Origin of the sequence: Vibrio sp. ED004 (assembly GCF_023206395.1) — a bacterium.
GTDB lineage: Bacteria > Pseudomonadota > Gammaproteobacteria > Enterobacterales > Vibrionaceae > Vibrio.
Window position 1 is genome coordinate 3,514,996 of the sequence record NZ_CP066149.1, and the last position, 24,807, is coordinate 3,539,802.

Below are 24,807 nucleotides of genomic sequence, written 5' to 3' on the forward strand. Positions count from 1 at the left end.
AGCCACTTTATTAAGTAAATTGTACGATGAGTATGAAGGGCAAATCGCTTTGAGGCTTTTCTCAAGGCGAGCGAGGCCAAGATAAGGTTGCGATAGCAATCATATCAACCAGTTAGCTATTTTTCGTTTCTTTCGTCGTTACATCTCCTTTGTTTTCGTTGATGCCATTATCCTTATTATCAAATGCCTTTCGGCTAGATGGGTCGACTTACTCCAACACACGCCATCTGATGCTGACAGCAAGGGCATACTCGTATTGCTTTGGTTCTTATCGGTGCGGTTAGCGGCGGCATTATATAGAGCAAGTTCAATAACAACAGTTGAATGCGGGCTCTTAAGGCGTGTGCTTGACCACGTAAAAACCGTAATCTCGTACTCGCTGCAACCCTTTGGGCAGCGCGTGCTGCAAAATGAGCAGTAAGAACTTCAGAGTGGGCAAGGTGCGCGTTCGCCATGCATTGGTCTGGCTCTCTTTATAGCGGAAGGTGACAGTATCATCGGTGATACTGATGATGTCTTCATCAGGCAGCACGCCGCGATAGAGGTAGCGAGCCAAATAGTTGAGTGCAGCCTGACCGTATCCCACTTGTCTGCAATCGACCACCCATTGTTTGGGTATGCCACTCGGCAGCCACAGCGTTGGGTGTTGATTAATGGTCTCTAGCATTCTTGCTCGCCATACTTTGGCCAAAGCAAACGCGTTGAAGAGGTAATGCTTGTTGCCTTTGTGCCACGTTTGCCTTGATGCGTCGTATTGGCCTGCCGCCACGATAATGTGCAGATGTGGGTGTAAGTTTCGTTGTCGGCTGTGAGTATGCAACACGGCAGTGAATCCCATTTCACCTTGCTGCTGCCTGTTGGCAAAATCCTTTAATACCCCTGATGCCACCTTAAACATACCGCTATATATCGCTTTAGGTTGATGTCTTGCTAAGACCCTTAGTTGATACGGCAAAGTGAAGGTCACCATGAAATAGTGAACAGGTAACCGCTTTTGCTGCTGACGTTGAAGCCAATCAGTGGTGGTACGTTGTTGGCACTGAGGGCAATGACGATGACCACAAGAAAGCGGTAATCGGTCATTGTGATGACAGTGACTGCAGAACCATTGTGAGCGACCTTGTTGTTCTGTTTTACAACGGAGCATCGCCCCAATGGCTCGATGCATATCGCCATTCATCTGCGCATAATAGTGACGTTTAAGCGCAGAGTGATGTTGGCGAAGCAGTTCAATAAAGGTACTCATGTAATGCTCCACGTTAAGTCTAGAGCATCAGTTAAATGATTGATGGCCATCGCAGCATCGTGTTGTTTTAGCGTAGTCATTCGGGTGTAACGAGCAGTGGTATTAAGGCTTGCATGACCCAGTAGCGTTTGTAGTGAACGCAGGTCTACCCCTTGCTCAAGTAAGTGCGTAGCGAAGCAATGTCTAAGTGAGTGGGGGCTGGCGTGTTTTTGATTCCGCACTCTTTGAGTACAAGTTTCATGGTTTTTTGAATACCGCCACGATCCATGGGGGTGTCGCGACATGTACCAAGGCCAGGAAATAAGTAATAAGGGTGCTTATGGGTAAGCCAATGCACGCGAAGAGCTTTAAGCGTTCGCAGCGGAAGCGGCACCATTCGGTCTTTTCCGCCTTTTCCTTCGCGTATGTGAACGCGCATTGTTTGGCTGTCGATATCGTGAACCGTGAGGTTCAATCCTTCACCAAGGCGCAACCCCATGCTGTACAGAGTAAGAAAAACACTTGATAACGTGTCTGTCGAGTGTGGCTAATCAGCGAGCTGACTTGTTGCGGTGTCAGTATGTCGGGCAGTCGTTTTACTTGTGGCGGCTTGACGATATTGAGCCATTCCCACTGTTTATCGAGCGTGTAACGATAGAAAACTGCAAGCCATTACGATCGAGTTTTATGGTGCTCCACGAGTGGGTTTGAATAAGAGACGCGAAGAAGTGTTTGAGGTCAGAGGTCGTTAATGTATCAGGGCTCGGTCGAAATGAGCGGTGATCCGACGAACCGCACGGGAATAGGCATCAATGGTCGCGGGTCGTTTACCTTGCAGCTTTAGGTTGGTAAGGTGTTGTTCATAAAGGGTGTTGTAGCGTTTTAAGTCATCGGGTTTCATGGGGTTACTCCTGTGAACGACCATCAGGTGATGGTGTTACAAGAGTATGGTTTGCACTCGTTTTACTCTGCCGCGTAGCGGCTTCGTTCAACAAAGCGTTTAAGACAGACTCATAAACGCGTGCCATTTTCGCTTCGCTTCAATTCTGGCACACGTCCATTCGCCACTTAAGCGGGCGTTAGTTTAATAGGGAAACTTTATGAGAAGGCGTCTAAACGCAGATTCAATTTTTCAGGCGCTTGAGCCTAAGCTAAGAGTATTAATTGATAACTATGAAAGTGAAAGTATTTACGCGTTAGTTATTTCTGAAGGCGTTGTTTACATCCATACAGAAGCTGGTTTCAACAAAACTCTCAATGAGTACATTGATTGGTGGGATCAAGCAAACAAACCCTTAGACAGTTGGGAAGAGCTTGAAGAATACGAAGAGGATAAGTTAGATACTTGGTCTGATTTGGACGGAATTATAGATACACAAATTCAAGAGAAAGTTAAGGCAGATGAATCTGATTTGACCGGTACGCATAAAGTTGAGTTGTTGAGGTTGATTAACGCTGAGCGCGAGATAAATAGGTTAGAGGACACATATAGGTCCGAAGAGACCCGTGAACGAGTGAGGAAAATATCGGAGATTGAGTAACCGTTATGCTATCGCACTTTATGGCATGTCTGGCTATGATGAAGCGGCATATGATGAGCATTATGAATTGAGTGACGATGATCAAAAGTTAAGCGAGTATGGAGTCGCAATGCATACTTTACTCGAGCTTATTACGTCTAGCGATCTTTTCAAACGAGTGAACTTATCTTCTGACTTTTATCACTGTACGCAAGAGCACAACTATTAAACTAACTGTTTAAGAGTGATTTGTAACGCTTGGCATTTTCACTATACGTTGGTTTTAGTATTTAAGGTGATTTGCGGCGGTTATTGCATTGCTCACCCTTTAACAGCTGCGTTAGCTGCGCAGGAAGTTTCGTGGCAGCATTACTAACGCCTTTACTTGGCTTGATGTGAATACAGGGATTTTTTGGATGGAATTAAAGTGTCACTGTGGAAACGTAAGTTTGATATTAAGTTCGCTCCCTAAAGAAGTTGGCGAGTGTAACTGTTCTATTTGTCGTCGTTATGCCGCGGCTTGGGCTTACTTTTCTCCCGAGTAAGTTCAAATCAATATGATTGAACAAACTGATTTTTACTGTTGGGGAGACAAAGAAGTAGAGTTTCACCGCTGCAATTCATGTGGCTGCCTAACGCATTATGTAACAACGCAGAAATGCTCCGAAGATATTTTAGCAGTAAATATGAGAATGGCTGAAAACGAAGTTATCTCGCGTATTCCTGTTCGTAAGATCAATGGCGCATCGTATTAAGTCCCAAACAATAAAATGGAACAGATTTTCAATGTTCGGCAATTTGGGGCTGAATCGGCTTTTAGCGCAGTTGTTTATACCACTCTTATTTGGGTAAGCTGTCAGCAGAGTAAACACGTAAATTGAGTGTTCGGGGATTCATGATTTCGTACCAGCAAACAAAAGATCTATCAGCTTCGGCGAAGATTACTTTTTAAATATGCGTTCTTACTATGAGCAATACTCGGTCGAATGGGATTGCGTTAAGATCGAAGAGCAAATTCGCGATTTGACCAACTTTGATATTTTGCTCAATGGCGAAATCGTTGGTGCGCTTGCCTTTGCTGAATGTGAACGTTTAGCGGTTGAATTAGGTGTAAATCGACTGAAGTTACGAGTCTTTAAAATTAGCCCAGCATTCCGACTTTATGAAAGAGTGGGCTTTGTAGTTGATAGCTCTGATGATAGGTTCTACAACATGTCCAAAAAGTTCTTCTAGCCAACTGTTGGTGTTAAATGAGGTTCTCACACTTGGCACCAAGTGCACTATGAATTCACCGGAAATAATGTGATGAAAAATATAGAAATTGAAGGCGTCTTGGAGTTTTTAAGAGGTGCAGAGCAGCTTAAGAACACATTGCGAACAGCTCGTACTTCAAATGGTCGACATGAAAGTACCGCTGAACACACTTGGCGTTTATGTTTAATGGTGATGATGTTCTCAGAGCAGTACCCACATCTTGATTCACTTAAATTAATCAAGATGTGCATCATTCACGACTTGGGTGAGGCCATTGGTGGTGATATTGCTGCCATTGAACAAGTAGAAGGTTCGAATAAAGGAGAGCAAGAAAGGCTGGACCTGATTACCTTGATTGCGCCTCTCCCTGATAAGTTGCAACAAGATATTCTTGTGCTTTGGGATGAATACGAAAACGCGTCATCAGAAGAAGCAAAGTTAGCTAAAGCTCTCGATAAAATCGAAACCTTGCTACAACATACACAAGGGAAAACCCAGATAACTTTGATTATGGTTTCAATCTGTATTATGGCAGAAAGTACACTGACAGCGATGAACTTACAGCTTCGGTACGTGCCATCATAGACAAAGACACAGAATCTTTAGCATCAGCAAATAACACGCTTTAAAGACAAGGGTAACGAGAAACCATGACTAAAATCTATTTCGTGTGTGGCTTTATTGGGTCAGGAAAAACGACTTATTCCAAGCAGCTTGCAGATAAATATGGCGCTTTTCGTTTTTCAATTGATGAGTGGATGATTCATTTGTATGGCGAGCATATGGAGCGTGAGGTATTTGATCAACGTTTAGCTACGCTTCAAGATTTATTCAAAGAATCGGCGCAGCAACTATTTACTCTTGGCGTTCCTGTTATTTTTGACTTCGGTTTTTGGCGTAAAGTCGATCGAGAAAACTTTACAAATTGGGCTGAAAAGTTGGGTGTTGAAAGTGAGGTTCATTACCTTGATGTTCCGTTTGATACTTGTAAACAGAGAGCAGTTGCACGTAATTCCGAGTTGCATGGCAAGTCATACGAAATGACGCCGGAGATGCTCGAATTGTTTTGGTCGTGGTTCGAGATCCCAGCACCAAACGAAGACGTTGTTCGGGTTCAGCGTGACGGCCAATTGAAGTAATAACTAAGCATGTAAAGCTGATTTATAATGTGTGGTATTGAGCTCGGATTTAAGGTTACTGGACTAGGAGGTTTCAATGGACAAGGCAGTCAAAGATCGTTTCGAAGAGTATCCAGTAAATGCTCGAATTCGGCTTGCAGAGTTACGAGAACTTATCTTCAAACTATCATCCGATTTGCAGTTGGGCGAAGTCGAAGAGTCGTTGAAGTGGGGAGAACCCAGCTACAGCGTAAAGACAGGTAGCCCAGTTCGAATCGACTGGAAATTGAAATCACCGAATAACTATTATCTGTATTTTCACTGCCAAACCAAGTTGGTAGACACCTTTCGAGAGTTGCATGGTGATGTATTGCGGTTTCAAGGAGATAGGGCAATTGAATTGCGCTTATCCGATCCGCTGCCAGAGCCCGAAATTAAACATTGCCTAGAACTTGCCTTAACTTATCACCAACGAAAACACCTACCGCTTCTGGGCTCGTGATGTTTTATCACGAAGTATCTGCTTTATCTCACCAATCGAGAAAGTTGTTCGGCGTCTCGTTAAAGACTAATTGTTCAGCACTACGAGTGCCAAAAGATAATAAAGAATTTATGATGGACTCTTAACGCTTGGTATTTTCTGCTTAAGTCTTCATGAGGATAGAAACATGGAACACGCTCCAATCAAAGATGAAATCACATTTGATGATTTCGCGAAAATCGACATTCGTGTGGGTTTAATCACCGAGGTTTCTGAAGTCGCTAAATCCGATAAGTTAATGAAGCTGACAGTAGATTTTGGCGATCATCAACGTTCAATCTTGGCGGGTATAAAGCAAGAGCGAGAAAACCCGAAGGAAATTGAAGGCAAGCAAGCGTTGTTTGTCGTGAACTTGCCAGAAAGAAAGATGGCAGGTGAAGTGTCTCAAGGAATGTTGTTCGACATCGGCTACGAAGACAAACTGCAACCGTGCTTGGCTTGCCCTGAAAACGAAATGCCCAATGGTGCTAGAGCGGGTTAACGAACCAGAGCATTGAAGCGGAATATTCCATACGTACTTCTGTTTAAGATTGGGTGTCTATTGCTTGAGAGATATTTTATGTATTGGTTAAATAGGGAAATTAACTATCATGTACTTAAGATTAGCTGAACCTTATGAGCTCGATATCGTTTATCTAATGGGCTTCGATGTATGGGGTGATGGCCTTTCTTTAGATGAATATTTATCTTGTTGTCGTAACAGTGGTAAATATTTCAGGGGAACATGGTATGTACTGGTCGAAAAGGAACAAGTTGTCTCTGCTCTCATTGTTTACAGCGGCACGTTCGGTCTTCAAGAAGGTAGTTTCGGTTTAGGTTCTGTGGCGACTCCTCCAACCCTAAGACGCAAAGGTTATGGTTCCAAGTTAGTTAACTTAGTAAAAGCTGAGTTATTCGCTCATCAAAATTGTGAGGTTTTATACCTGCATAGTGATATCGACCAACAGTTTTATAAACGACTTGGATTTGTCAGTGTTGAAGGTTCTGATTGTATGTATATTGCGAGTGATGACGCCGAGTTCAAAGGCTCAATGCCAGACTACTTCTAGATTCCATTATCAAACATGATATTTTAGTCACACACACCATAAAACGTTCTCTATTTTTATCATAATCATTCAAGGAAGAAGCATTGTGAAATTAGCTCAATTAAATATTGCTCTAGCGAAGTACGCTTTAGATGCACCAGAAATCAAAGACTTTGTCGACAATCTGGATAAGGTAAATGCTATAGCTGAAAGCAGTGAAGGCTTTGTTTGGCGTCTCAAAGACGAATCTGGTGATGCGACCAACATTAAAGCTTTTGATGATCCGAATATGATCGTCAATATGTCGGTTTGGGATTCTGTGGACTCTTTAAAGAACTTTATGTTTAGAACTCATCATCGTGACTTCATGCGAAGAAAAGGTGAGTGGTTTCATCGCTTAGCGGAAGACACCTATGTGCTTTGGTGGGTTGAAGATGCACACATTCCAAGTCTTGATGAAGCGATTGAGCGGTTAGAGCACCTAAGAGAAATGGGTGATTCGCCTTATGCGTTTACATTCAAAACCAATTTTACAGAGTCAGAAGCTCCTAGATGAAGCACTTGCAATGTCTACACCTCGGTAATACGTTATAAAGCTAATGTATTGCCGCCAACAATTAAGGGAACGCAGTGAGCACTTTGCCAGATGAAAACCAGAAACGATTTATTGCTGTTTTAAGTAAGAAGATGGATTTGGGAAGAACGCTGAATGTACTAGGGCATTTGAGTGTTGGCTTGTCGAATCAATTGAATGAGGTGAAACCTGTTACGTTGACTATCAAGATATGGATGACGGCACTCACCCTAATTTGTCTCATTATCCTTTCATTGTTTTGAAAGCCGACAATTCGAACAAGCTTCGAAAAGTACGTGAAGAGGCCATTAGCCGCGGTATCAAATTCACTGATTTCACGAGCACGATGATCGAAGGTGGTTCTGTCGAGCAACAACAGAGAACCGAAAGAAACCAAAGAGGCGGATCTAGAATATTTAGGTGTATGCCTATTTGGTGACACTGAAACCCTCCGCGAATTTACCAAGAAGTTTAGCCTTTATAAGTAAATTTTGGTTCACACCGTCAAACGTTTATCCCGGATTAGTAAAAACATGGAATACAAACTCGATATTGAGCCATCAGACAAGGACATCAACGAAGTCCGAAGTGGTTTAATTAAGCACAACACGCCATTTCTGGAAGGTATACCCAAATCTCAAGTGGGTTACTATGCCTTGGAAGGTGATAATAAAGTCGGTGGCATTATCGCTGATCTTTGGGGAAATTGGTTGTTGATTAAGTTTCTTTGGGTAGACGACTCGATGAGAGGGAAACAAGTGGGAGGAAAGCTTCTACAACTCATTGAAGAGTACGCGCAAACCCAAGGCTGTACATCGTCACTTGTCGACACTTTAAGCTTTCAAGCCAAGCCTTTCTATGAAAAACATGGCTATGAATGCCAAATGGTGTTGGAGAATTACCCAGTAGACTCATCACTGTCGTTTCTTACTAAGACGCTCAACGGGTAGCTTACTTACCAATTTGCTCAGTAACAGGTTAAAGAGTAAGTCGCGCGTTATTAATTACTGCTAATAAATATTGCTCGAAACAAGGAGAGTGGAGTGGTTAAGATTCGAGAGATGCACATCGAAGACTATGAGTCTGTCATCAACCTATGGTGTCAAACTGAAGGTATGAGCATTCGCGATGCTGATTCAAAAGAGAGCATTGCAAGCTATCTAGAACGTAACGCGGGGTTGAGTTTTGTCGCGGAATCTAATGAAACGATTGTTGGTGCTGTATTAGTGGGTACTGATGGTCGTAGAGGCTATCTACAACACCTCGCTGTGGATACCAATTTCAGAGGGCAGAAACTTGGCTGTCAGCTCGTATCGGAAGCGGTTAATGCGCTTACTGGGCTAGGTATCCCCAAAACACACTTGTTCGTATATAACGACAATATTAATGCGCAACAATTCTATGAAAAGTTGGGATGGTTTCCCAGAGATGAAGTTCGCATGTATTCCTACAATAGCTCGAGTAACAATAACGTTTAATTAATTGGTGTCGCTAAGTGCTGGTGGCACTTCACATTGTATGTATTTAAGGATTTAGTTTTGCCTCATTGTATTATCGAACATTCCTCTACGATCAAACCGGATCAGCTGAACAACAAAGTATTTTTAGGAGCATTGAACTCCGGCTTATTTGAGGCTGACGGACGAGACATTAAAGTTCGAAGTGTTGCTTATGAGCACTACCAAACAGGTACAACCAAAGAAGATTTTATTCACGTTACACTGCGTATATTGTCCGGTCGTAGCGATGCAAATAAAGCCACTTTATCAAACACAGTCATGACGCAGTTAGAGTCTTTGTCATTGGTGGATGCCTCCATTACGATAGAAGTGGTCGATATGGATCGAAGCAGCTACAGCAAGGTTATTGTATAGCTCTGATAATCGCTTGGACTCACTGGGCATTGTACTCACACTAAAATTTAGCCATAGGAGCATGGGAATGCTGTTTGACCGAAAATCTGAGCCTTCAGTTGATGGCGCTGAATTATGCTCTGAGCTGATCGATTTCTTAACCGAAATTGCGAGTGAATTTGAAAGTAAACTTGTTCCGGATTTGTCGTACATCGATGAAATGGCACATGTCGTTAACGGCATTAATATCAAAAACGTGGTCCATGTGAGCGAGAATCAATATCGACTTGAGTATTCATTTGATTGGGAGCTTTTTCTAGGTTGTTCAGATAGGAATGAAACCGATGTGGAAAATGGGCGTGTGCTGTTTACACTGGAAGACAATAACGTCCTCAAGTTTAATTTTCCTGACAATAGCTCTCGCGATACACGTGATGAGTTTTAATCTCGCCAGTTAGATGTTGGCTTATCAATCAATTCAAAATTTCGAATAGACCATTTACGCATGGCACTTTTCTATCGAAGCATGGTCATATGCTTCGAACTATCCATTCAGAATACTGCTCTCGTTGCTATGGCTAGCGCAGAATCAATTACCGCATTATAAAAACGAATAAATGAAAAATATGAAATCAATATTATTAACATCAGCTTTAATGGTGTTGGTCGGCTGTTCCGATCAAGTGACGAATGAATATTCAACTTATGCAGAAGCGAAAAGCGACAACCTGTTTGATAGAGCGTGGTTGCCAGATATTCTTCCAGAATCGACAACGAGTATCGAGGTTACCAATGACCTGGATAACAACAGTTTCGAATGGCCAATTCGTTCTAGGGAGTGCCGCGATAGATGGTTTTCTTACTATGGTCGAACCAACGCAGAGTGAAGACCAGTATCGTTATGTCGAAGGAAGCAACGAATGGACTTTCACGCTAACCGATAAAGGACATGTGACGTACACTTTGAGCACTCAAGAGTAGGTTACTAATCGCATTTGTTGGAATTAATTTTTGGTAACGTAAGTTGGGAGAAGATCTTGAACCCGATAGCAATCCTGATCCATGTCCCTAGCGTTGAGCAAGGGTTATGTTGGTACAAAAAGGCTTTTCCAGATGCTGTTGCCATTTATCATCCAGACTCCGACTTTACGGTTCTAGACATAAATGGTTTCTCGATTGAAATTGTACAGGCAGATAAGAAAGTCGGGTTTGGCAAAAGGGAACGGTGCTGTATTGGTCAGTAGATAACTTTGATAAAGCGCTTATGCGTTTTCAATCCATTGGAGCGAAATTATATCGAGGGCCAATGGAGATCGAAGACGGACTCATTATGTGCCAAGTAGAAGACCCTTTTGGTAACTTAATTGGATTACGGGGTATTAGCGCTAACACCGTTTCTTAATCATGGACAATCAGATAGATAAAAAAAGGAATAATAATGATAACTATCGAAAGGCTTAACGACTCTCATGTAGCGTCAGTTCGCGATATTCAGTTGGCGGATGACCAAGTGAAATTTGCGGGAACAGCCGCCGAGTTTTTGCTAGATGGCAGCGACACGACACATTTACATGTCATCAAGTCTGATAATAACGTTGTTGGTTTCTTTAAACTCGATATCGCTTACTCTACTCACTATGAATTCTGTCCAGAGGGAAGCCTTGGGTTGAGAGCATTTGTCCTTGATAAAAACCAACAAGGTAAGGGGCTCGGCACTGGAACAGTAAGAGCTCTGTTTCCGTATCTTAAAGCAAATTACGCAAAGTATGACTGGGTTTACTTAACGGTCAATTGCAAGAATCCCGCAGCATTTGACTGCTATAAAAAAAGGTGGCTTTGAAGATACGAATGCTCAGTATTTGGGTGGGGCTGCTGGTCCACAATCCATAATGCGTGGTGCAATTAAAGAGAGCTAACTAAAGCGGAATAACATAGAGAATTAGAAGGAAAATCGATGAAAGTTCAATACCTTGAGATTGTAACCCCTGATGTAGATACCGTTTGCGCTACATATTTTCAAATCTATAACGTCAAGTTCAGTGATGCCGATATGAACCTTGGAGGCGCTCGCACTGCCAAATTGTCTAACGGTGGAGTTATTGGTATCAGAGGGCCACTTCGTGAAACCGAAGAGCCTGTTGTACGTCATTACACGTTAGTTGAAGATATTCAATCAGCGGTGAATGCAGCAGAAAAGCTCGGAGCTGTTGTTGCAGTACCTCCAATGGAGTTACCACGTCACGGGATGTGTGCGATTGTCATTCAAAGTGGCGTTGAACTTGGTTCTTGGCAACTGTAAATGGAAGGGTGTGTAAGCTTTAACCTTAATCCTATTAATACGTATTTGTAGGAACTACATGGAAGTCAGAAAATATCAACCCAAGTATTTAGCTGCTTTACGGGTACTCTATCTAGAATCAAGACAGAACACCTTTCATTGGGTAGATGCTAACGATTTTAAATTGTCTGATTTTGACCAAGATACAGAGGGTGAGCAAATGTGGATGGCTGTTTCTGGCGAAAAGGTTTTAGGTTTTGTTTCCGTTTGGGAACCTGAGAGCTTCATCCATCACCTCTATGTTTGCCCTCAAGCGCTACGGTTCTGGTGCGGGCTCTGCTTTACTCAATACCCGCAAGCAACGTTACTCAGTTCTGAAACTGAAGTGTTTAACTTCAAATGAAAACGCCATTGGCTTTTATCACTCGCAAGGTTTTGTAATCTCGTCCACTAAGGGAGAGGGTTTAGAGCGTTATCACTTAATGACGTACCAACCTCAGATATCGTAACCAAAGTAATCAAGTCGGAAGTTTAAAGAGCGAATATGGAAATTAGAAAGATTTCAGCGACAGAGGTGCTTCCGGTTAGGCACCAGGTTTTATGGCCTGATAAACCAATGTCGTTTTGTATGGTGCCAGGTGATGAACATGCCACGCATTATGGTGCGTTTGTCGGTGAGCAATTAGTTTGTGTTGCATCCGTTTATGTCCAAAGCAAGGAAGCAAGGCTGCGTAAAGTTCGCTACATTGCCCGAATTTCAAGGGCAGGGTGTGGGATCTAAAGTGATCGCACATGCCATCAAAGACCTGCAAGCGTTCAATGTAAGTTACTTTTGGTGTGACGCTCGAGCCTCTGCTTTAGGTTTTTATCAAAGGTTCGGGATGGCAGTTGAGGGAAGTGAATTCGAAAAATCGGGTGTCTCTTATTACAAAATGGCTGTCCATTGGGGTTAATGACTCTCGCTGATTGCGCTAACCGTTTACCTATCTAAACTCATCAACTCAACTTAAGGAAGACCATCGTGGAAGACATTAAAGGCATTCTTCAATTCATGGCTGAAATCGAAAAGCTAAAGGATGTTCATCGACAAACAAAACCGGTTGGATTGGATCGATATGAGAATTCGGCTGAGCACAGTTGGCACGTCTGTTTAAGCGCGCTTATGTTGAAAGACTATGCCAACGAAGATATTGATATTACGCGAGTGATGAAGATGCTTCTGATTCATGACCTAGGAGAAATCGACGCAGGCGACACGATCATCTACGCTAGTGAGACCGAAGAAAACAAACTCAAAGAGAGGAACTGTGTCGAGCGCCTACTTAAGTCATTACCTAGCACTTTAAGAACCGAGTATTTAGAACTATGGCTTGAATTCGAAGCGGAGAGTCACCGGAAGCGAGATTTGGTAAAAGCGATTGATAGAGTGCCCCCTTTACTTCATAACATTCATGGTGGTGGTCATAGCTGGAAGAAGCACAACATATCCAAAGATAAGGTAATGACTTTTAACAGTGAGCGCATTTCTAAGGGCAGTAAGGCGCTATGGAGTGAACTCGAGGTGCAGCTCGAAATGGCAGCAGAAAACAAGGGTTACTGAAGTAGGTTCGAATGTACCTTGGGCTACAAGTGTCTCTTACTGACTTAATCAAATTATCGCCGCTCGCTTTCTAGAATGTGACATTCTGTTCAAAATATCGCGATACTGTTTATTTATACAGCTGTGGTGTGTATTCTCTATTTCCGACATAAGGGTAGATAAATGACCATTAAATTCGAAGAAAAAGTCCCTAGCCCAAGCGAGTTTTGTGAGATGCGAGTTAAAGCCAAGCTTTCACCTAAATCACTTAAAGCCGCCAAGATTGCGTTGCCTAATAGCTTGTATGGCGTTTCCATTCGAGATGGTAATAAGCTCATCGCAATGGGACGTGTTGTCGGTGATGGTGCATGTAACTTCGAGATTGTCGATGTAGCAGTAGACCCTGTATATCAAGGGCAGGGCTTAGGCAGAAAAGTAATGGAATACATCGATCGTTACCTTTTCTTCTGTTGCGCTAGAAGGTTCGTATGTTTCAATGATTGCAGACGAGCCAGCGTTTTACGAGAAGTTGGGTTATAAGCTTGTCTCACCGGCTTGCCAAGGAATGACAAAGAAGTTCCAAGCCAATATTGCGTAAATTAATAAGCGAGTAATAACGTATGAGTATCAAAGTTCAGTGGAATCGTGAGTGTCAGTTTAAAGTCACAACAGAAGGTGGGTTCAGCTTTGATATCGATGCCACTAGCAATACCGCTCCGTGTCCAACTGAAGTGTTACTGTCAGCGCTTGGCGGGTGCAGTGCGACAGATGTCGTTTTACTGTTGCAGGAAAAAGGATTCGAAGTCGAGGCTTTAGAAAACTCGGTGACACATACATTAACCGACGACGAAACCTCGTTTATACAAAACGGCGAATTTGCATTTTACTGTGAAGGCGAAGGGTGTGTCAGAAAGCGATGTCCTTTCAGCCGCTCAAGAAGCCGTTGCCAAGCATTGTCATGTTTGTTTGATGCTTCAACCTACAATCGAGATCACTTGTTCTGTTGAAGTTGCAGCTTAACGCTGACTCACCTAGGCTCATCAATTCGATTAACCGTAACAGTAATAGATTCATGACACATGGTATTATTACCCTGTGTCTGCTCCTTCAATTTAACCTTCTGATAAAAATTCCTTTTCAAATAATAAGTTAGAGTCTCCTACGATTACTTGTTACCATGCGATCAACTTTATAGATGTTAGTTGGCACATATAAATGATTGATAATAAATACATTAAGCACCCATACCATTGTGAAACCTGTCATTCATTGACTCCGCACGTGCCTGCCAGTCGTTTAGATTCTGAAACAAAAGCGGAAGCTGAATCAGAAGCCAGGCAGTGGAAGATAGGAATCTTGATAGAATATTTGATGACGCTGTTTTTTAAAGATGACAAGCACGCTTCAAGTTTCTTTATTGATCAGGAAGCACAATACCAATGCGAGAAGTGCGGCACTAAGTCGTGGCATTGATAAGTATTAAGCTTGTCTTATCACAGAGCGTTTTTTTGAGATTTAAACCTGTTAGTAATCAGATTCTTAGATTACAGTAACCTGACTATGTGAGTGTTCAGGCGTTTAGAGGTTGAAATGGAATATGTAGAACTTGAGCCACGCGAAATCCCAATGGCATTGTTACTTGAAGCTGATCCATCAGAAGACAGTATTGAGTCATACCTAGATGAGTCATGGTGTTACGCTGCCAAGCAAGACAATCAAATTCTTGGTGTCTGCGTTGTTAAACTCATTGGTGAAAATGTCGCGGAAATTTTCAACGTGTCAGTCAGCCCTGCTCATCAACAACAAGGTATTGGCTCAAAGGTGTTGGCCTTCGCATTGAAGCAGCTCGCTCGACATGACGTTAAGCGCGTTGAATTAGGGACGGGTACCTTTGGTTATCAGCTTACTTACTATCAACGAGCAGGCTTTCGAGTCGATTCAGTCATCATGAATCATTTCATCGATCATTATCCAGAACCGATCTTCGAAAATGGCATTCAACATCAAGATATGTTGAGGCTCTATATCGAACTCTAAGAACGTCTACACATAAGTTCTAGCATTAAAAATGACGAGTCTGAAAAGATTAAAATAGCGGTTCCTTATTGTTATGGAGGACAAAGGAAGTGATATACCCAAAGGTTTTAAACATAGGTGACAAAATTGGATTTTTCTCACCGTCTTCTCCTGCGACTGTGTTCGCTCCTAATAGGTTCGATCGAGCTAAAGATTATCTTGAAGCGAAAGGCTTCACCTTGGTTGAAGGTTCATTAACTGGGAAGTCTGACTGTTATCGTTCTGGTTCAATTCAAGCAAGAGCCGAAGAGTTAAACCAACTGATTCGTGATCCTGAAGTTCGCTGCATCATGTCGACGATTGGTGGCAATAATAGTAATTCTTTACTTCCGTATATTGATTACGAGGCGCTAAGAAAGAATCCGAAGATCATCATCGGATACTCAGACGTCACCGCATTGTTATTGGCGATTTATGCCAAAACGGGGTTAGTGACTTTTTATGGCCCAGCACTGGTCGCATCATTTGGTGAATTCCCGCCGTTAGTCGACGAAACCTTCCAATCATTTAGTGGCTTTTTGTGCTCAGGCACGAGCCAACATCAATACACCATGCCCAAGGTATGGACGGACATCAAACACGATTGGGAGACACAAAACTCAGCCAAACCCGTCTATGAAAACGAATGGTATTTCATCGGTAATGGTAAGGTAAGTGGTCGCGTGATTGGTGGTAATCTGAGCACGATGGCTGGGATATGGGGTAGTCAATACATGCCGGAAATTCGCGATGGCGATATTCTCTTAATTGAAGACTCATTAAAAGGTATTGAGACGATTGAGCGTTCATTTGCTCACTTATTAGCATGTAGCATATTCGATAAGGTGGGCGCTATCGTTCTCGGAAAGCACGAGTTGTTTGATAACAAAGGGACAGGACGCACACCACTCGACGTACTTCTTGAAGTTCTAAATGGAAAGACATTCCGATACTGTATGGATTTGACAGTTGTCACACTCATCCAATGCTCGTGACACCGATTGGTGTTCAAGGTGTGATTGATTTTGATGAGCATACCTTTGAGCTGCACGGACCTTGGGTCTCTGACTCTTAACATCTCAAAGTATTAGAACAGTTAGGTACAACTATTAGGTACAAGCAATTGCATGATAATAAGACGCATTAGAAAGGTGATCCTCTCGGCAAACTGAGGTTTGAAACAAGTCTATACTGAGGAAGGTTACGCCACGACGTTAAGATGGCGCGATAAACGTATGTTTAATTAGGTTAAATCTCAGAGGTAACAATGAAAAAACTACTACCCCTATGCGCCATTTTGCTTTCGGCATCCTTTTCAGTCGCCGCTTCTGACGGTTTGATAAAGTACCAAAGTAATTATTCAGTGAAAGAGACAGCCGACCGCTTTGAAGAGATAGCAAAAAGCAAAGGCCTGACATTGTTTGCGAGAATCGACCATCAGAAAAATGCGAGTAACGTTGATCTTGAACTCAGACCAACCGAGGTCATTATTTTCGGTAATCCAAAAGTCGGCACGCCATTAATGCAATGTGCTCAAGAGGTCGCTATTGATTTGCCGCAGAAGGTGTTGGTAAGTGAAGACGCGAACAAGAAAGTGTGGCTATCTTACAACGATCCTAATTACTTACTAAACCGCCACGCAATTAACGGTTGTGATGAAGTGATTAAGAAAATATCTAGCGTTCTAAGTAAACTGTCCGAAGCTACGATTGCAAAAAAGTAACCAAGTGAATGTAAAGCGCGAGTGCTGTGATGAAGTTTTTGAAAAGATGATGGTGATGAGTGAAGATAGCTGGGCTCGTCATTCGAATCCACTCAGTGTATATACTCGCGTTCCTTGCTTATCTCTGCTCTCGCTAGCCATTTGGTCGAGAGAATACATTGGTTTCTACTCCATATTTTTCATCGGCTTGGCTTTGTTTTGATTTGGTATAACCCAAGAGCGTTTGGTGTGCCCAAAAGCACAAGCAACTGGGCATCCAAAGCGGTATTTGGTGAACGGATATACTTAGACAAAGCACAGCTCGATATCCCACAACATCATTTAACGGCGGTTCGCGTCATCAGCACGTCGATGGCACCGGGCTTGCCAATCTTGTTCTATGGTTTGTACCTCAATGACCTGTGGCTTATCGCGTTTGGCAACTTCTGGGTCTTGGTACTTAAGTTGTGGTTCTTAGATCGAATGGTGTGGCTGTTTGATGATATGAAGGCGTCGAACGCTCAATTTAAGGCCTGGGAATATTAACGGGCTACGTGATTCAATGCGTGACTCAAAATAATGGTAACAGGGACAGCAGATATCACTCACTGCTGTCCGACTGTATTCATTGACCGCTAGATTATTCTTTGTTTCAAGATCTAAGCTAACGCGACCACTTCATATTCGTGAATCTTCACGCTGTTGTTTTCATCAACAGAGACCAACCAAGTTTCGTTCACCACAAGCTCCACGGCTTCACCTTTCATTGGCGAGTCTGGGTATGTGTCTGCTTTAAGTCTTACATGCAGGCTCACTTTATACTGCGAACCCAATGGCTTGATCTCTAATTGTTCAATTTCATGAGAACAGTTTGGTTTGAAGGTCGAACGCACGATTGAATACCAATCTTTAAATCCTGCGTGACCAACAAATTTGCCTTCTGGCATGTTGAACACGACATCAGATGCGAGTGACGGAATAAACTGCGCGTCTTGCTCTGGTAGTGTGTCTAACTGCTCAAACCAACCTGATACAAACTTGCGAACCAGTTGCTCGCCCGATTGAGTAACACTGCGGATTTGCTCCATTAGACGAGATGCATGGTCTTTCGCGCGTGCTTGAACCTCTTCGAGTTTGTTATACACGTTAGGGATGTACACCATACGATGCGTGTAAACCGGAGCGTGATAGTTCATGTTCGCAAGGTACGCGGTTTGTTGTAATGGGAACATGAACTGTTCAATCGTAAAGTGGTTATAGCTTAAAGGGTCATAAGACTCTTTGGGACCACCTACCGTGAAAGAGAGGAAGAAGTCTTTACCTTTAGCTTGTTTCCTTCTGGGCCAAACGCAAAGTTAAAGGTCATCACATCGTCTAACCATTTCTTTAATAATGCAGGCACCGAGTACCAGTAGAACGGGAACTGCAGCACAACCACGTCAGCTTCAATTAACGCAGCTTGCTCGGCTTCAACGTCAATTTTGTAATCTGGGTAAAGCGTGTCTAAACGTCGAACAGACACATCGTTCATCTCTGTTTCTAACGTATCGATGATTAACGTATTAGTGTATGACTCAGCTAGGTTAGAGTGGCCTGAAATAACAAGTGTTTTGCTCATGGTGACTGTCTCATTGTTCGTAATTGATGAAGCAATCATAAGCGTGTTTGGTTGTAAGTTTTAGATGATGAATAGCTAAATAACTCTTAGGCTACACTTAATAATGGGTTGTGGTAAGTTAGCTATATTGAACGAAGTGACGTCTATTGAATAACGAGCGTCGACTAAATAAAACGGTAGGTAATAAACGATGAAGGGAGCGACATACAACCAACTGACGATGTTCCATGCCATTGTCAGTGAGGGTTCTATTTCTGGGGCCGCACGCCAACTTGAGGTGGCGCCTGCATCGGTGAGCCAATCTTTAAAAGCACTCGAACAACAGCTTGGTTTGCCTCTGTTTATTCGCACGACCAGAAGAGTGGAACTTACCGAAGCGGGTAGAACCTTATATACAAGAACCGTCGATGCAATAAGCGACTTGAATGTTGCCATGGAGAGCGTCGCAGATCTTAGTCGTAATGCTTCAGGGCATGTATCCATTACGCTTCCGCGCTTTGCTTATAAGCAGTGGATAGAGCCTATCTACGCTGAATTCTGTCTCCTTTATCCAGGCATTCAGTTGGAGATTTCAATTTCTGATGCGACTGTCGATATCCTAAAAAACGGGATTGATTTAGGTATTCGGTTTGGAGATAAAGTCGAAGAGGGAATGATAGCGAAACCTATCACACCAAGGTTAAAAGAAGCCTTGTTTGCATCGCCAAGTTACCTAGAAAAGCACGGAATGCCTGAAAGCATCGAGGGCTTATCACAGCATAAGTTGATTCAATATCGGTTTATCACGTCGAATAAGCTCGCGTTATTGCCACTCATGGATAATGAAAATACGGTGCACGTAAATGTTGAGACCGCGATGACGGTAAATGATACCGATATAATGATCGACGCAGCCAAGAAAGGGCTTGGTATTGGCCGTTTGCTCGAACCCATGGTGGAAAACGAGCTTAAGTCTGGTGAGTTGGTACCGATACTAGAACACTGTTGGAGTGACAATGTCGGTCTCTATTTATATTTTCATCGCAACACGCAAAAAGCGCGTCGAGTTCGGGTTCTTATCGATTTCTTATACGAAAAGCTATTAGGAAAGTCCGTTTAATTAATGTCGCTATCTATTTCTTCTTCGGTCGTTATCAACCGGTAGTACGACCATTGAAAGTAGAAAAGACGAGAGACTCACTTCAAGTCATTATTACTTTCTGACTCAACTCTGACTTTGTATCTCCAACAGGATGGAGTATGTTAATTAATGTTGTTTACATATTCATATGCCTTAATAAAGATGGAGAAGTTATGACTCACCCGATAATCGAACAAATCAGAAAAGCTGACAATGCCATCGTGGCAGAAGACTTTGACACACTACTTGGTATTTATACCGATGATGCGATTTTGGTTGTTGAGCCTGGCAAAAATGCCGAAGGTAAAGCGGCGATTCGTACTGCTTTCGAGGCGATTGCTGTTTATTTCAAGAACGGTCTGCAAGTAAAACAAGACGGTATGGAAATCCTTGAAACAGGAGATACTGCACTGGTATTGGCAAACACGGTACTGTCTGCGCCGAATCACCTGAGTTTGTCCGTAAAGCGACTTATGTGTTTAATAAGGGTGAAGATGGTATTTGGTTATGCTCAATCGATAACTCGTACGGCCATGACATTATTGCCAAGTCTCAACAATAAAGGCGGTCAGTCAGAATTTTACCCGGTCGATTAATTTGTTTGTCAGTTTGACAACAACACGACGATATATAAAAGTAATCTTATGAAAATGAATTTAGCGCAACTTAACCAACGAATTATCATCATTCCTTAGGAATGGTGGGATTTTTGATGCGCTTTATTTATCGAACCCACCCATGAGGTGGGTTTTTCGTATCTGCCTTATGGGTTTTATCTCAAAGAAGGAAGTTACATGAAGAAAATAGCGGTATTTGGTAAGCCTGGTAGTGGCAAATCTACTGTCAGTAAAGCACTCGCAGCCGCAACTGGCGTAGAGCTTCACCAGTTAGACTCCATCGTTTACAAGGCGAATGGCGAGTTCGTTGATAGTGCTGAGTTTGAACAAGCACACGAAAGCATACTGAGTTCTGACAGTTGGATCATCGATGGCTTTGGCCCGCTAGACTCGTTTAACAAGCGCTTAGACGCGGCAGATACCTTGGTTTATATCGACCTTCCTTATCCGCTGAACTATTGGTTTGTGACCAAACGCATGTTGAAAGGTTTGTTTGTGAAACCAGAAGGCTGGCCTGAAGGCAGTTCAGTTGTGAAAGGGACAATACAAAGTTACAAGACACTAAAACTGTGCCCTAAATTTTGGAATGACGACTTCAGAGCACGCTTAGAATTACGAGCCAAAGATAAAGAGGTACACATCATCACAAGCGTGACTGAGTTGAATAACTTTGTGCGCCAACATGTTGGTTCATAAGTAGAAAACCAAGACCACACAAGGACATTTTGATTTGAAAATGACTTTATAAAGTGTATCGATTTAGTTCGACGTGTGGCATATTTGCCATGCGTTGAATTTTGTGATTGGTAAAGGCGATAGATATTATGTATGGAAGCGAACAAACAAGAGCGTTTCTGTTGTAACTGTAGGGAACTGACATTGCATAAGTACACTATGTTCAGTAACCAAGCCGAAAAAGCGCCACAGCATGAAAAGAAGCCAGGGTTGCTTGGAATGATTTTATCGTCTCTATCTTCAAGTGGCGGAAACGGTGACTATAAATGTATAAAGTGTGGAACCAATTTAAGTACACCAGATAACCTCGATTAGCCTTAATCTATTCAACACTTCAACACTTCAACACTTCAACACTTTAACACTTCAACATTCTTCTAATTCAATTATCCGCTTTTATTTGATAATAATTCAAATTGCACCGTGTTTTTCATTGAATCGCTTTCCAGTAGCCTATGCGAATAGTTAATTATTGGGCATTCAAATGACACAGTATCAGTTCCAACAAGGGCCAATTCGTCCACCTTCAGAAGCGGGTAGCTTATTGATTCGTACCACCCAAGGTTGTCCTTGGAACAAGTGTAAATTCTGTACGCTGTTTGAGGGGATGGAGTTTGCCATTCGTCCCGTTGAAGATATTAAGAAAGACATTTGGGCTGCAAAAGCGTTCTACAAGAACCGTAAGTTTGAAACGTGTTTCCTACAAGACGGTGATTCATTCACTATGGATACTGAAGACTTGCTGGATGTTTTGAATACACTCAAACAAGCTTTCCCAGAGTTAAAGCAAATCAGCTCTTATGGACGAGCACAAAGCATGACTAAGAAGTCGCCTGAAGAGATGAAAGCCATCTGTGATGCAGGACTCAACATGCTTTATTGCGGTATGGAATCGGGCTCTATTGATGTTCTGAAACTGATGAAAAGGGCATTACGCCAAAGTCTATTTTGAAATCGACCGAGTACGCGAAACAAGCGGGTATGAAGATGATGACCTTCATTATCCTTGGCTTGGGTGGTAAAGAGTATTCAGCGCAGCATGTAGAAGAAACGGCGGCGTTACTCAACCAAATCAACCCAGATGAAATACGTATTTTGTCGCTTGCTGTGAAGCCTGGAACCGAATTGATGAACTGGTGCAAAGTGCAGAGTTCACGCCACTTAGCGAACGTGAAATGCTTGAAGAACAATATCAACTGATCAGCAAACTCAACGGCGTGACGGGCAACTATGGTAACTATCACGGTATTAATTTGTTGATGGAGCTGAACGGACAGTTGCCACAGGATAAAGCGAAGTTCTTAGCGACAATCGACCGTTTCAATATGATGAGTGAGAATGACCAGAATAACTTTATCTTGGGACGTCGTATTCATTATTACGCGACATTGAAAGACATGGATAACCAACTTATGTACGATTCTGTGCAAAGAGAGCTTAATCGCATTCAAAAGCAAAACGCCGATGAGCTCGACAACGTGTTTTATCAACTCCGTCAACGCATGATCTAGCAGCAAGGACTAATAACATGAATAACCTCGTTAACTGGCAAATCAGAAATGAAAATCCTGAACATTGGTCTTTGGAAAATGACGCACTGACGATGCAAGTGCAAGAAGGGAATATCTTTGGTGCAGGTTCAGCTGATGTTGATAACATCTTCGTTCATCCAGTATCTAGCTCGGATTACAGCACAGAAGTAACAGTTCAATTAGATCCAAATCGTGCATTTGAACAAGCTGGCTTAGGTATTTACTGGGATAACGACAACTACATTAAAGTGAGCAAAGAGATGTTCATGGGCGAGCGCTCATTAGTGTTTGTTGTAGAGCAAAATGGCCAGCCACAAATTAAAGAACGTCTGTTGTTTAGCGAATCTAGTGTGTCGGTAAAGCTCGTTAAGAAAGAGGGGAAAGTCAGCGCCCATTTCCGCCCGTTAGAAAAAGAGCAATGGCAGGAAGTGATCACGTTTGATTCGTTAGTAGGCAGTGAGCAGGGTGTGATGCTTTATACGTTCAGTGGCAGTAAGGCGACGCCTAATTTTGCCAAGTTTAGTGACTTTAGTTTGTCTGACACTTAATAGATTGTCTTACGCTGAATAGCTTTCTTAGCGTATAAAAAACGGACCGATATTGCTACCAGTCCGTTTTTAAATCTTTCAGTTCAAAGCGTTTATGCGCAGCACTTCTTGTATTTCTTACCGCTACCACAAGAACATGGGTCGTTACGGTTAGGCGTTTTTTCAAACGTCACTGTTTTTGGCTTGTTTAGTACAGTATCAAGCTCAATCGTGTTCTCTTCTTTCTCTGCATCTACCGTTACGTTAACGAAGATAGCGTGTTCAGCAGCCAGTGCTTCAACTTCTGCTTTACGAGCTTCAGTTTGAACCATTGCAGCGATTGGAGATTCTTCAGTACCCGCTTTTACATCGCGGTTTACATTGTAGCCAGCAAGAACGTGGTTGTGTCTTGTTTCGATACGGCCTTTGAAAAATAGTTTCGACATTGGGGTACTCATTAAAAATGTTGAATGGCGCTATTTTTAACGTAGATAGCGCAATGAAGCGGGGATTATACGCATATATTCCAATTGATAAAGCAGTGATGTGAGCAAAGCCTGTTTGGCTTTTGTGTCCAACTGGTGTGTTGTTCGATGACGTGTCTATTTTGGGTTGAGTTTGGATTAAATTTGAATTTGGAGACAATAAGGTTTCCCTCAACAGGGTTTTGAGTGATAAATTCAAATCGTCAATTTAAACAAAGAGATAGTGTATGAAGTTAGATGCCATCCTGTGGGATTACGATGGAACCTTAGTTAATTCCGTTCCAAAGAATATCGCAATAACCAAAGACATTATCTCAGTGGTTGCGCCACATTTGTCGGGAGATAATTTGCCGAAATATTTGTTGAGCGAGGCGCTTTATCACGAAGCCAATCACGGTGCTAAAAATTGGCAAGCCCTTTATGTCGATTACTACGGAATGTCACATGATGAAATGTTGGTCGCTGGTGGAATGTGGGCCGAGCATCAAGAGAAAAACCAGACACCTGTTGCACTGTTTGATGGCATGGAAGCAGTGATTAGCCAGTTCGCTCATCTTCCTCATGGTATTTGTTCTCAAAACTCTCAATTGAATATTCGTGGTGTACTCGACAGTTATGGCATTGGTGATTTGTTTAAATCGGTTGTCGGTTATGACGACGTATCAAATGGGAACCAAAAACCGCATCCATTCGGTGGTATCAAGTGTGTTGAAAGCATCTTTGGTGAAGCGCAAAACGATGAACTCTGTTTGATGTATATCGGCGATCATGAAGCGGACACACAGTTTGCACGCAATATCGAAGCTGCACTTGGCGATAAAGCAAAGGTTATTGCGGTAGCAGCGGGTTATAGCCGTTCTGAACCCGAAAACTGGCAAACCAAACCCGATTACATTGCTAATAATATCGATGATCTTTTAACGATCATTGGTAAATATGCTTAATCGCTTTTAATGAGCTCGATAATTTAAGGAAGAATGATGACATCAAAAGACGTGGTATTAGGTTTTGGGATGCAATGCGCACCAACGACTTCGCCAAAGCGGCCGAATGGCTAGCGGAAGACTTTCAAGGTTATTGGCCCCAGTCGTCTGAATTGACGATAGGGCGTAATAACTTCACAGCTATCAATTCTGAATACCCAGCGAATGGTGTTTGGAAGTTTGAGCTGAACTCGATTGTTTGCGAAGGTGATACTGTAGTGACTGATGTATCAGTGACGGATAGTGTATTAAATGATCGCGTGATTACCTTTCACACGGTTGTTGATGGTTTAATCCAAAAGCAAACCGAGTTTTGGCCTGATGGCTTTGCTGCACAAGCGTGGCGTGCAAAGTGGGTTCAGATAGTGAGCCCTGAGTCACTCAAGTAACAAGGCCAAATGCAGAACACCAAATAAAATAACACGAAGCTCACAATAGAGTATATGCATAACAACAATGAGAT

The 24,807-nt window shown here is 42.5% G+C and carries 31 protein-coding genes and 13 pseudogenes; 39 read left to right on the forward strand and 5 right to left on the reverse strand.

Going from position 1 to position 24,807, the window contains the following annotated elements:
* Positions 1-194: 194 nt before the first annotated feature.
* Both ITG10_RS15875 and ITG10_RS26345 read right to left on the reverse strand, forming a co-directional pair.
* Positions 195-1,246 (reverse strand): annotated as a pseudogene (locus ITG10_RS15875) (transposase).
* Positions 1,243-2,126 (reverse strand): annotated as a pseudogene (locus ITG10_RS26345) (site-specific integrase). The pseudogenes ITG10_RS15875 and ITG10_RS26345 overlap by 4 nt, the downstream one beginning before the upstream one ends.
* A gap of 199 nt (positions 2,127-2,325) precedes the next feature.
* On the opposite strand from ITG10_RS26345, the gene ITG10_RS15895 reads away from it, so the two are divergent.
* The 29 genes and pseudogenes from ITG10_RS15895 to ITG10_RS16040 all read left to right on the forward strand — a co-directional run bounded on the left by ITG10_RS15895 (position 2,326) and on the right by ITG10_RS16040 (position 17,273).
* Positions 2,326-2,766 carry a hypothetical protein gene (locus ITG10_RS15895; protein ID WP_248386510.1) on the forward strand — a complete coding sequence of 147 codons (441 nt, stop codon included), beginning with the start codon at positions 2,326-2,328 and terminating at the stop codon, positions 2,764-2,766.
* Entirely contained in the window at positions 2,759-2,974 is a 216-nt protein-coding gene (locus tag ITG10_RS15900) for a hypothetical protein (RefSeq protein WP_248386511.1), read from the forward strand. The genes ITG10_RS15895 and ITG10_RS15900 overlap by 8 nt, the downstream gene beginning before the upstream one ends.
* A gap of 187 nt (positions 2,975-3,161) precedes the next feature.
* Positions 3,162-3,500, forward strand: a pseudogene (locus tag ITG10_RS15910) (aldehyde-activating protein).
* 140 nt (positions 3,501-3,640) lie between these two features.
* Positions 3,641-3,978: pseudogene (locus ITG10_RS15915) on the forward strand (GNAT family N-acetyltransferase).
* A 72-nt stretch (positions 3,979-4,050) separates the two neighbouring features.
* On the forward strand, positions 4,051-4,584 hold the full coding sequence (locus ITG10_RS15920; protein ID WP_248386513.1) for an HD domain-containing protein: 534 nt from the start codon (positions 4,051-4,053) through the stop codon (positions 4,582-4,584).
* Positions 4,585-4,649: 65 nt separating this feature from the next.
* On the forward strand, positions 4,650-5,138 hold the full coding sequence (locus ITG10_RS15925) for an ATP-binding protein (RefSeq protein WP_017629700.1): 489 nt from the start codon (positions 4,650-4,652) through the stop codon (positions 5,136-5,138).
* A 76-nt stretch (positions 5,139-5,214) separates the two neighbouring features.
* Positions 5,215-5,619, forward strand: a complete 405-nt coding sequence (locus tag ITG10_RS15930) for a DUF1801 domain-containing protein (RefSeq protein WP_017629701.1) — start codon at positions 5,215-5,217, stop codon at positions 5,617-5,619.
* A 166-nt stretch (positions 5,620-5,785) separates the two neighbouring features.
* Positions 5,786-6,139, forward strand: coding sequence for a tRNA-binding protein (locus ITG10_RS15935; RefSeq protein ID WP_017629702.1), 354 nt, complete (start codon positions 5,786-5,788; stop codon positions 6,137-6,139).
* Positions 6,140-6,248: 109 nt separating this feature from the next.
* Positions 6,249-6,707, forward strand: a complete 459-nt coding sequence (locus tag ITG10_RS15940) for a GNAT family N-acetyltransferase (RefSeq protein WP_017629703.1) — start codon at positions 6,249-6,251, stop codon at positions 6,705-6,707.
* A gap of 85 nt (positions 6,708-6,792) precedes the next feature.
* Positions 6,793-7,242, forward strand: a complete 450-nt coding sequence (locus ITG10_RS15945) for a DUF3291 domain-containing protein (protein WP_248386514.1) — start codon at positions 6,793-6,795, stop codon at positions 7,240-7,242.
* A gap of 74 nt (positions 7,243-7,316) precedes the next feature.
* A pseudogene (locus ITG10_RS15950) lies at positions 7,317-7,748 on the forward strand (DUF2000 domain-containing protein).
* 45 nt (positions 7,749-7,793) lie between these two features.
* Positions 7,794-8,210, forward strand: coding sequence for a GNAT family N-acetyltransferase (locus tag ITG10_RS15955; RefSeq protein WP_017629705.1), 417 nt, complete (start codon positions 7,794-7,796; stop codon positions 8,208-8,210).
* 93 nt (positions 8,211-8,303) lie between these two features.
* The gene (locus ITG10_RS15960; protein ID WP_017629706.1) at positions 8,304-8,738 is read left to right on the forward strand and encodes a GNAT family N-acetyltransferase; all 435 of its coding nucleotides are present in this window, start codon (positions 8,304-8,306) and stop codon (positions 8,736-8,738) included.
* A gap of 60 nt (positions 8,739-8,798) precedes the next feature.
* Positions 8,799-9,134: a 5-carboxymethyl-2-hydroxymuconate Delta-isomerase gene (locus ITG10_RS15965; RefSeq protein ID WP_017629707.1), complete on the forward strand. Its 336-nt coding sequence runs from the start codon at positions 8,799-8,801 to the stop codon at positions 9,132-9,134.
* Positions 9,135-9,201: 67 nt separating this feature from the next.
* Positions 9,202-9,558, forward strand: a complete 357-nt coding sequence (locus ITG10_RS15970) for a hypothetical protein (protein WP_017629708.1) — start codon at positions 9,202-9,204, stop codon at positions 9,556-9,558.
* A 181-nt stretch (positions 9,559-9,739) separates the two neighbouring features.
* Positions 9,740-10,000: a hypothetical protein gene (locus tag ITG10_RS15975; RefSeq protein ID WP_248386515.1), complete on the forward strand. Its 261-nt coding sequence runs from the start codon at positions 9,740-9,742 to the stop codon at positions 9,998-10,000.
* 150 nt (positions 10,001-10,150) lie between these two features.
* Positions 10,151-10,515, forward strand: a pseudogene (locus tag ITG10_RS15980) (VOC family protein).
* A 36-nt stretch (positions 10,516-10,551) separates the two neighbouring features.
* Positions 10,552-11,029 (forward strand): annotated as a pseudogene (locus ITG10_RS15985) (GNAT family N-acetyltransferase).
* A 38-nt stretch (positions 11,030-11,067) separates the two neighbouring features.
* Entirely contained in the window at positions 11,068-11,412 is a 345-nt protein-coding gene (locus ITG10_RS15990) for a hypothetical protein (protein ID WP_017629712.1), read from the forward strand.
* A 58-nt stretch (positions 11,413-11,470) separates the two neighbouring features.
* Positions 11,471-11,900: pseudogene (locus tag ITG10_RS15995) on the forward strand (GNAT family N-acetyltransferase).
* A 35-nt stretch (positions 11,901-11,935) separates the two neighbouring features.
* A pseudogene (locus ITG10_RS16000) lies at positions 11,936-12,344 on the forward strand (GNAT family N-acetyltransferase).
* Positions 12,345-12,412: 68 nt separating this feature from the next.
* A complete protein-coding gene (locus ITG10_RS16005; protein ID WP_248386516.1) occupies positions 12,413-12,991 on the forward strand; it encodes an HD domain-containing protein in 579 nt (192 codons plus the stop codon).
* A gap of 162 nt (positions 12,992-13,153) precedes the next feature.
* Positions 13,154-13,568 (forward strand): annotated as a pseudogene (locus tag ITG10_RS16010) (GNAT family N-acetyltransferase).
* 22 nt (positions 13,569-13,590) lie between these two features.
* Positions 13,591-13,977, forward strand: coding sequence for an OsmC family protein (locus ITG10_RS16015; protein ID WP_248386517.1), 387 nt, complete (start codon positions 13,591-13,593; stop codon positions 13,975-13,977).
* Positions 13,978-14,185: 208 nt separating this feature from the next.
* The gene (locus ITG10_RS16020) at positions 14,186-14,443 is read left to right on the forward strand and encodes a hypothetical protein (RefSeq protein WP_017629718.1); all 258 of its coding nucleotides are present in this window, start codon (positions 14,186-14,188) and stop codon (positions 14,441-14,443) included.
* 117 nt (positions 14,444-14,560) lie between these two features.
* The gene (locus ITG10_RS16025; protein WP_017629719.1) at positions 14,561-15,007 is read left to right on the forward strand and encodes a GNAT family N-acetyltransferase; all 447 of its coding nucleotides are present in this window, start codon (positions 14,561-14,563) and stop codon (positions 15,005-15,007) included.
* An 89-nt stretch (positions 15,008-15,096) separates the two neighbouring features.
* Positions 15,097-16,100: pseudogene (locus ITG10_RS16030) on the forward strand (S66 peptidase family protein).
* A 192-nt stretch (positions 16,101-16,292) separates the two neighbouring features.
* A complete protein-coding gene (locus ITG10_RS16035) occupies positions 16,293-16,748 on the forward strand; it encodes a DUF302 domain-containing protein (protein WP_248386518.1) in 456 nt (151 codons plus the stop codon).
* Between the two features lie 114 nt (positions 16,749-16,862).
* Positions 16,863-17,273: a DUF6653 family protein gene (locus tag ITG10_RS16040; RefSeq protein WP_348983557.1), complete on the forward strand. Its 411-nt coding sequence runs from the start codon at positions 16,863-16,865 to the stop codon at positions 17,271-17,273.
* A gap of 113 nt (positions 17,274-17,386) precedes the next feature.
* Here ITG10_RS16040 and ITG10_RS16045 read toward each other — a convergent pair.
* Together ITG10_RS16045 and ITG10_RS16050 are read right to left on the reverse strand one after the other, a co-directional pair.
* Positions 17,387-17,998, reverse strand: a pseudogene (locus ITG10_RS16045) (flavodoxin family protein); the annotation flags it as partial.
* Positions 17,999-18,018: 20 nt separating this feature from the next.
* Positions 18,019-18,345 (reverse strand): NAD(P)H-dependent oxidoreductase, encoded by a 327-nt coding sequence (locus ITG10_RS16050; protein WP_248386520.1) that lies wholly within the window; start codon positions 18,343-18,345, stop codon positions 18,019-18,021.
* A gap of 190 nt (positions 18,346-18,535) precedes the next feature.
* Between ITG10_RS16050 and ITG10_RS16055 the strand changes: the two genes are divergently transcribed.
* From ITG10_RS16055 to ITG10_RS16085, 8 genes and pseudogenes are all read left to right on the forward strand, one after another.
* Positions 18,536-19,444 (forward strand): LysR family transcriptional regulator, encoded by a 909-nt coding sequence (locus ITG10_RS16055; protein ID WP_017631900.1) that lies wholly within the window; start codon positions 18,536-18,538, stop codon positions 19,442-19,444.
* A 194-nt stretch (positions 19,445-19,638) separates the two neighbouring features.
* Positions 19,639-20,061 (forward strand): nuclear transport factor 2 family protein, encoded by a 423-nt coding sequence (locus ITG10_RS16060; RefSeq protein ID WP_248386521.1) that lies wholly within the window; start codon positions 19,639-19,641, stop codon positions 20,059-20,061.
* A 198-nt stretch (positions 20,062-20,259) separates the two neighbouring features.
* Entirely contained in the window at positions 20,260-20,778 is a 519-nt protein-coding gene (locus ITG10_RS16065) for an adenylate kinase (protein WP_017631898.1), read from the forward strand.
* Between the two features lie 128 nt (positions 20,779-20,906).
* Positions 20,907-21,132: pseudogene (locus tag ITG10_RS26500) on the forward strand (hypothetical protein).
* A 169-nt stretch (positions 21,133-21,301) separates the two neighbouring features.
* The gene (locus ITG10_RS16070) at positions 21,302-21,769 is read left to right on the forward strand and encodes a radical SAM protein (RefSeq protein ID WP_248386522.1); all 468 of its coding nucleotides are present in this window, start codon (positions 21,302-21,304) and stop codon (positions 21,767-21,769) included.
* Complete coding sequence (locus tag ITG10_RS16075) at positions 21,766-22,017, forward strand: hypothetical protein (protein ID WP_248386523.1); 252 nt, start codon at positions 21,766-21,768, stop codon at positions 22,015-22,017. The genes ITG10_RS16070 and ITG10_RS16075 overlap by 4 nt, the downstream gene beginning before the upstream one ends.
* Positions 21,993-22,328 (forward strand): hypothetical protein, encoded by a 336-nt coding sequence (locus ITG10_RS16080; RefSeq protein ID WP_248386525.1) that lies wholly within the window; start codon positions 21,993-21,995, stop codon positions 22,326-22,328. Before ITG10_RS16075 ends, ITG10_RS16080 begins: the two co-directional genes overlap by 25 nt.
* 17 nt (positions 22,329-22,345) lie before the next feature.
* Complete coding sequence (locus ITG10_RS16085) at positions 22,346-22,897, forward strand: DUF1349 domain-containing protein (RefSeq protein WP_017631896.1); 552 nt, start codon at positions 22,346-22,348, stop codon at positions 22,895-22,897.
* 92 nt (positions 22,898-22,989) lie between these two features.
* Here ITG10_RS16085 and ITG10_RS16090 read toward each other — a convergent pair whose 3' ends face one another.
* Positions 22,990-23,322, reverse strand: coding sequence for a PBPRA1643 family SWIM/SEC-C metal-binding motif protein (locus ITG10_RS16090; RefSeq protein ID WP_017631895.1), 333 nt, complete (start codon positions 23,320-23,322; stop codon positions 22,990-22,992).
* 266 nt (positions 23,323-23,588) lie between these two features.
* On the opposite strand from ITG10_RS16090, the gene ITG10_RS16095 reads away from it, so the two are divergent.
* The gene (locus ITG10_RS16095; protein WP_017631894.1) at positions 23,589-24,305 is read left to right on the forward strand and encodes an HAD family hydrolase; all 717 of its coding nucleotides are present in this window, start codon (positions 23,589-23,591) and stop codon (positions 24,303-24,305) included.
* A 74-nt stretch (positions 24,306-24,379) separates the two neighbouring features.
* The gene (locus ITG10_RS16100) at positions 24,380-24,733 is read left to right on the forward strand and encodes a nuclear transport factor 2 family protein (RefSeq protein WP_248386527.1); all 354 of its coding nucleotides are present in this window, start codon (positions 24,380-24,382) and stop codon (positions 24,731-24,733) included.
* The last annotated feature ends 74 nt before the right edge of the window (positions 24,734-24,807 follow it).

Excerpts from the sequence above, each read along its gene's own strand:
- ITG10_RS15955 (WP_017629705.1), top strand. The coding sequence starts at position 7,794 with ATGGAATACAAACTCGATATTGAGCCATCAGACAAGGACATCAACGAA.
- ITG10_RS16095 (WP_017631894.1), top strand. The coding sequence starts at position 23,589 with ATGAAGTTAGATGCCATCCTGTGGGATTACGATGGAACCTTAGTTAAT.
- ITG10_RS15925 (WP_017629700.1), top strand. The coding sequence starts at position 4,650 with ATGACTAAAATCTATTTCGTGTGTGGCTTTATTGGGTCAGGAAAAACG.
- ITG10_RS16060 (WP_248386521.1), top strand. The coding sequence starts at position 19,639 with ATGACTCACCCGATAATCGAACAAATCAGAAAAGCTGACAATGCCATC.
- ITG10_RS15895 (WP_248386510.1), top strand. The coding sequence starts at position 2,326 with ATGAGAAGGCGTCTAAACGCAGATTCAATTTTTCAGGCGCTTGAGCCT.
- ITG10_RS16015 (WP_248386517.1), top strand. The coding sequence starts at position 13,591 with ATGAGTATCAAAGTTCAGTGGAATCGTGAGTGTCAGTTTAAAGTCACA.
- ITG10_RS16025 (WP_017629719.1), top strand. The coding sequence starts at position 14,561 with ATGGAATATGTAGAACTTGAGCCACGCGAAATCCCAATGGCATTGTTA.
- ITG10_RS15930 (WP_017629701.1), top strand. The coding sequence starts at position 5,215 with ATGGACAAGGCAGTCAAAGATCGTTTCGAAGAGTATCCAGTAAATGCT.
- ITG10_RS16050 (WP_248386520.1), bottom strand. The coding sequence starts at position 18,345 with ATGAGCAAAACACTTGTTATTTCAGGCCACTCTAACCTAGCTGAGTCA.
- ITG10_RS15920 (WP_248386513.1), top strand. The coding sequence starts at position 4,051 with ATGAAAAATATAGAAATTGAAGGCGTCTTGGAGTTTTTAAGAGGTGCA.
- ITG10_RS16035 (WP_248386518.1), top strand. The coding sequence starts at position 16,293 with ATGAAAAAACTACTACCCCTATGCGCCATTTTGCTTTCGGCATCCTTT.
- ITG10_RS16055 (WP_017631900.1), top strand. The coding sequence starts at position 18,536 with ATGAAGGGAGCGACATACAACCAACTGACGATGTTCCATGCCATTGTC.
- ITG10_RS16080 (WP_248386525.1), top strand. The coding sequence starts at position 21,993 with ATGCTTGAAGAACAATATCAACTGATCAGCAAACTCAACGGCGTGACG.
- ITG10_RS16070 (WP_248386522.1), top strand. The coding sequence starts at position 21,302 with ATGACACAGTATCAGTTCCAACAAGGGCCAATTCGTCCACCTTCAGAA.
- ITG10_RS15990 (WP_017629712.1), top strand. The coding sequence starts at position 11,068 with ATGAAAGTTCAATACCTTGAGATTGTAACCCCTGATGTAGATACCGTT.
- ITG10_RS15970 (WP_017629708.1), top strand. The coding sequence starts at position 9,202 with ATGCTGTTTGACCGAAAATCTGAGCCTTCAGTTGATGGCGCTGAATTA.
- ITG10_RS16090 (WP_017631895.1), bottom strand. The coding sequence starts at position 23,322 with ATGTCGAAACTATTTTTCAAAGGCCGTATCGAAACAAGACACAACCAC.
- ITG10_RS16020 (WP_017629718.1), top strand. The coding sequence starts at position 14,186 with ATGATTGATAATAAATACATTAAGCACCCATACCATTGTGAAACCTGT.
- ITG10_RS16100 (WP_248386527.1), top strand. The coding sequence starts at position 24,380 with ATGCGCACCAACGACTTCGCCAAAGCGGCCGAATGGCTAGCGGAAGAC.
- ITG10_RS16085 (WP_017631896.1), top strand. The coding sequence starts at position 22,346 with ATGAATAACCTCGTTAACTGGCAAATCAGAAATGAAAATCCTGAACAT.
- ITG10_RS15940 (WP_017629703.1), top strand. The coding sequence starts at position 6,249 with ATGTACTTAAGATTAGCTGAACCTTATGAGCTCGATATCGTTTATCTA.
- ITG10_RS15975 (WP_248386515.1), top strand. The coding sequence starts at position 9,740 with ATGAAATCAATATTATTAACATCAGCTTTAATGGTGTTGGTCGGCTGT.
- ITG10_RS15935 (WP_017629702.1), top strand. The coding sequence starts at position 5,786 with ATGGAACACGCTCCAATCAAAGATGAAATCACATTTGATGATTTCGCG.
- ITG10_RS16065 (WP_017631898.1), top strand. The coding sequence starts at position 20,260 with ATGAAGAAAATAGCGGTATTTGGTAAGCCTGGTAGTGGCAAATCTACT.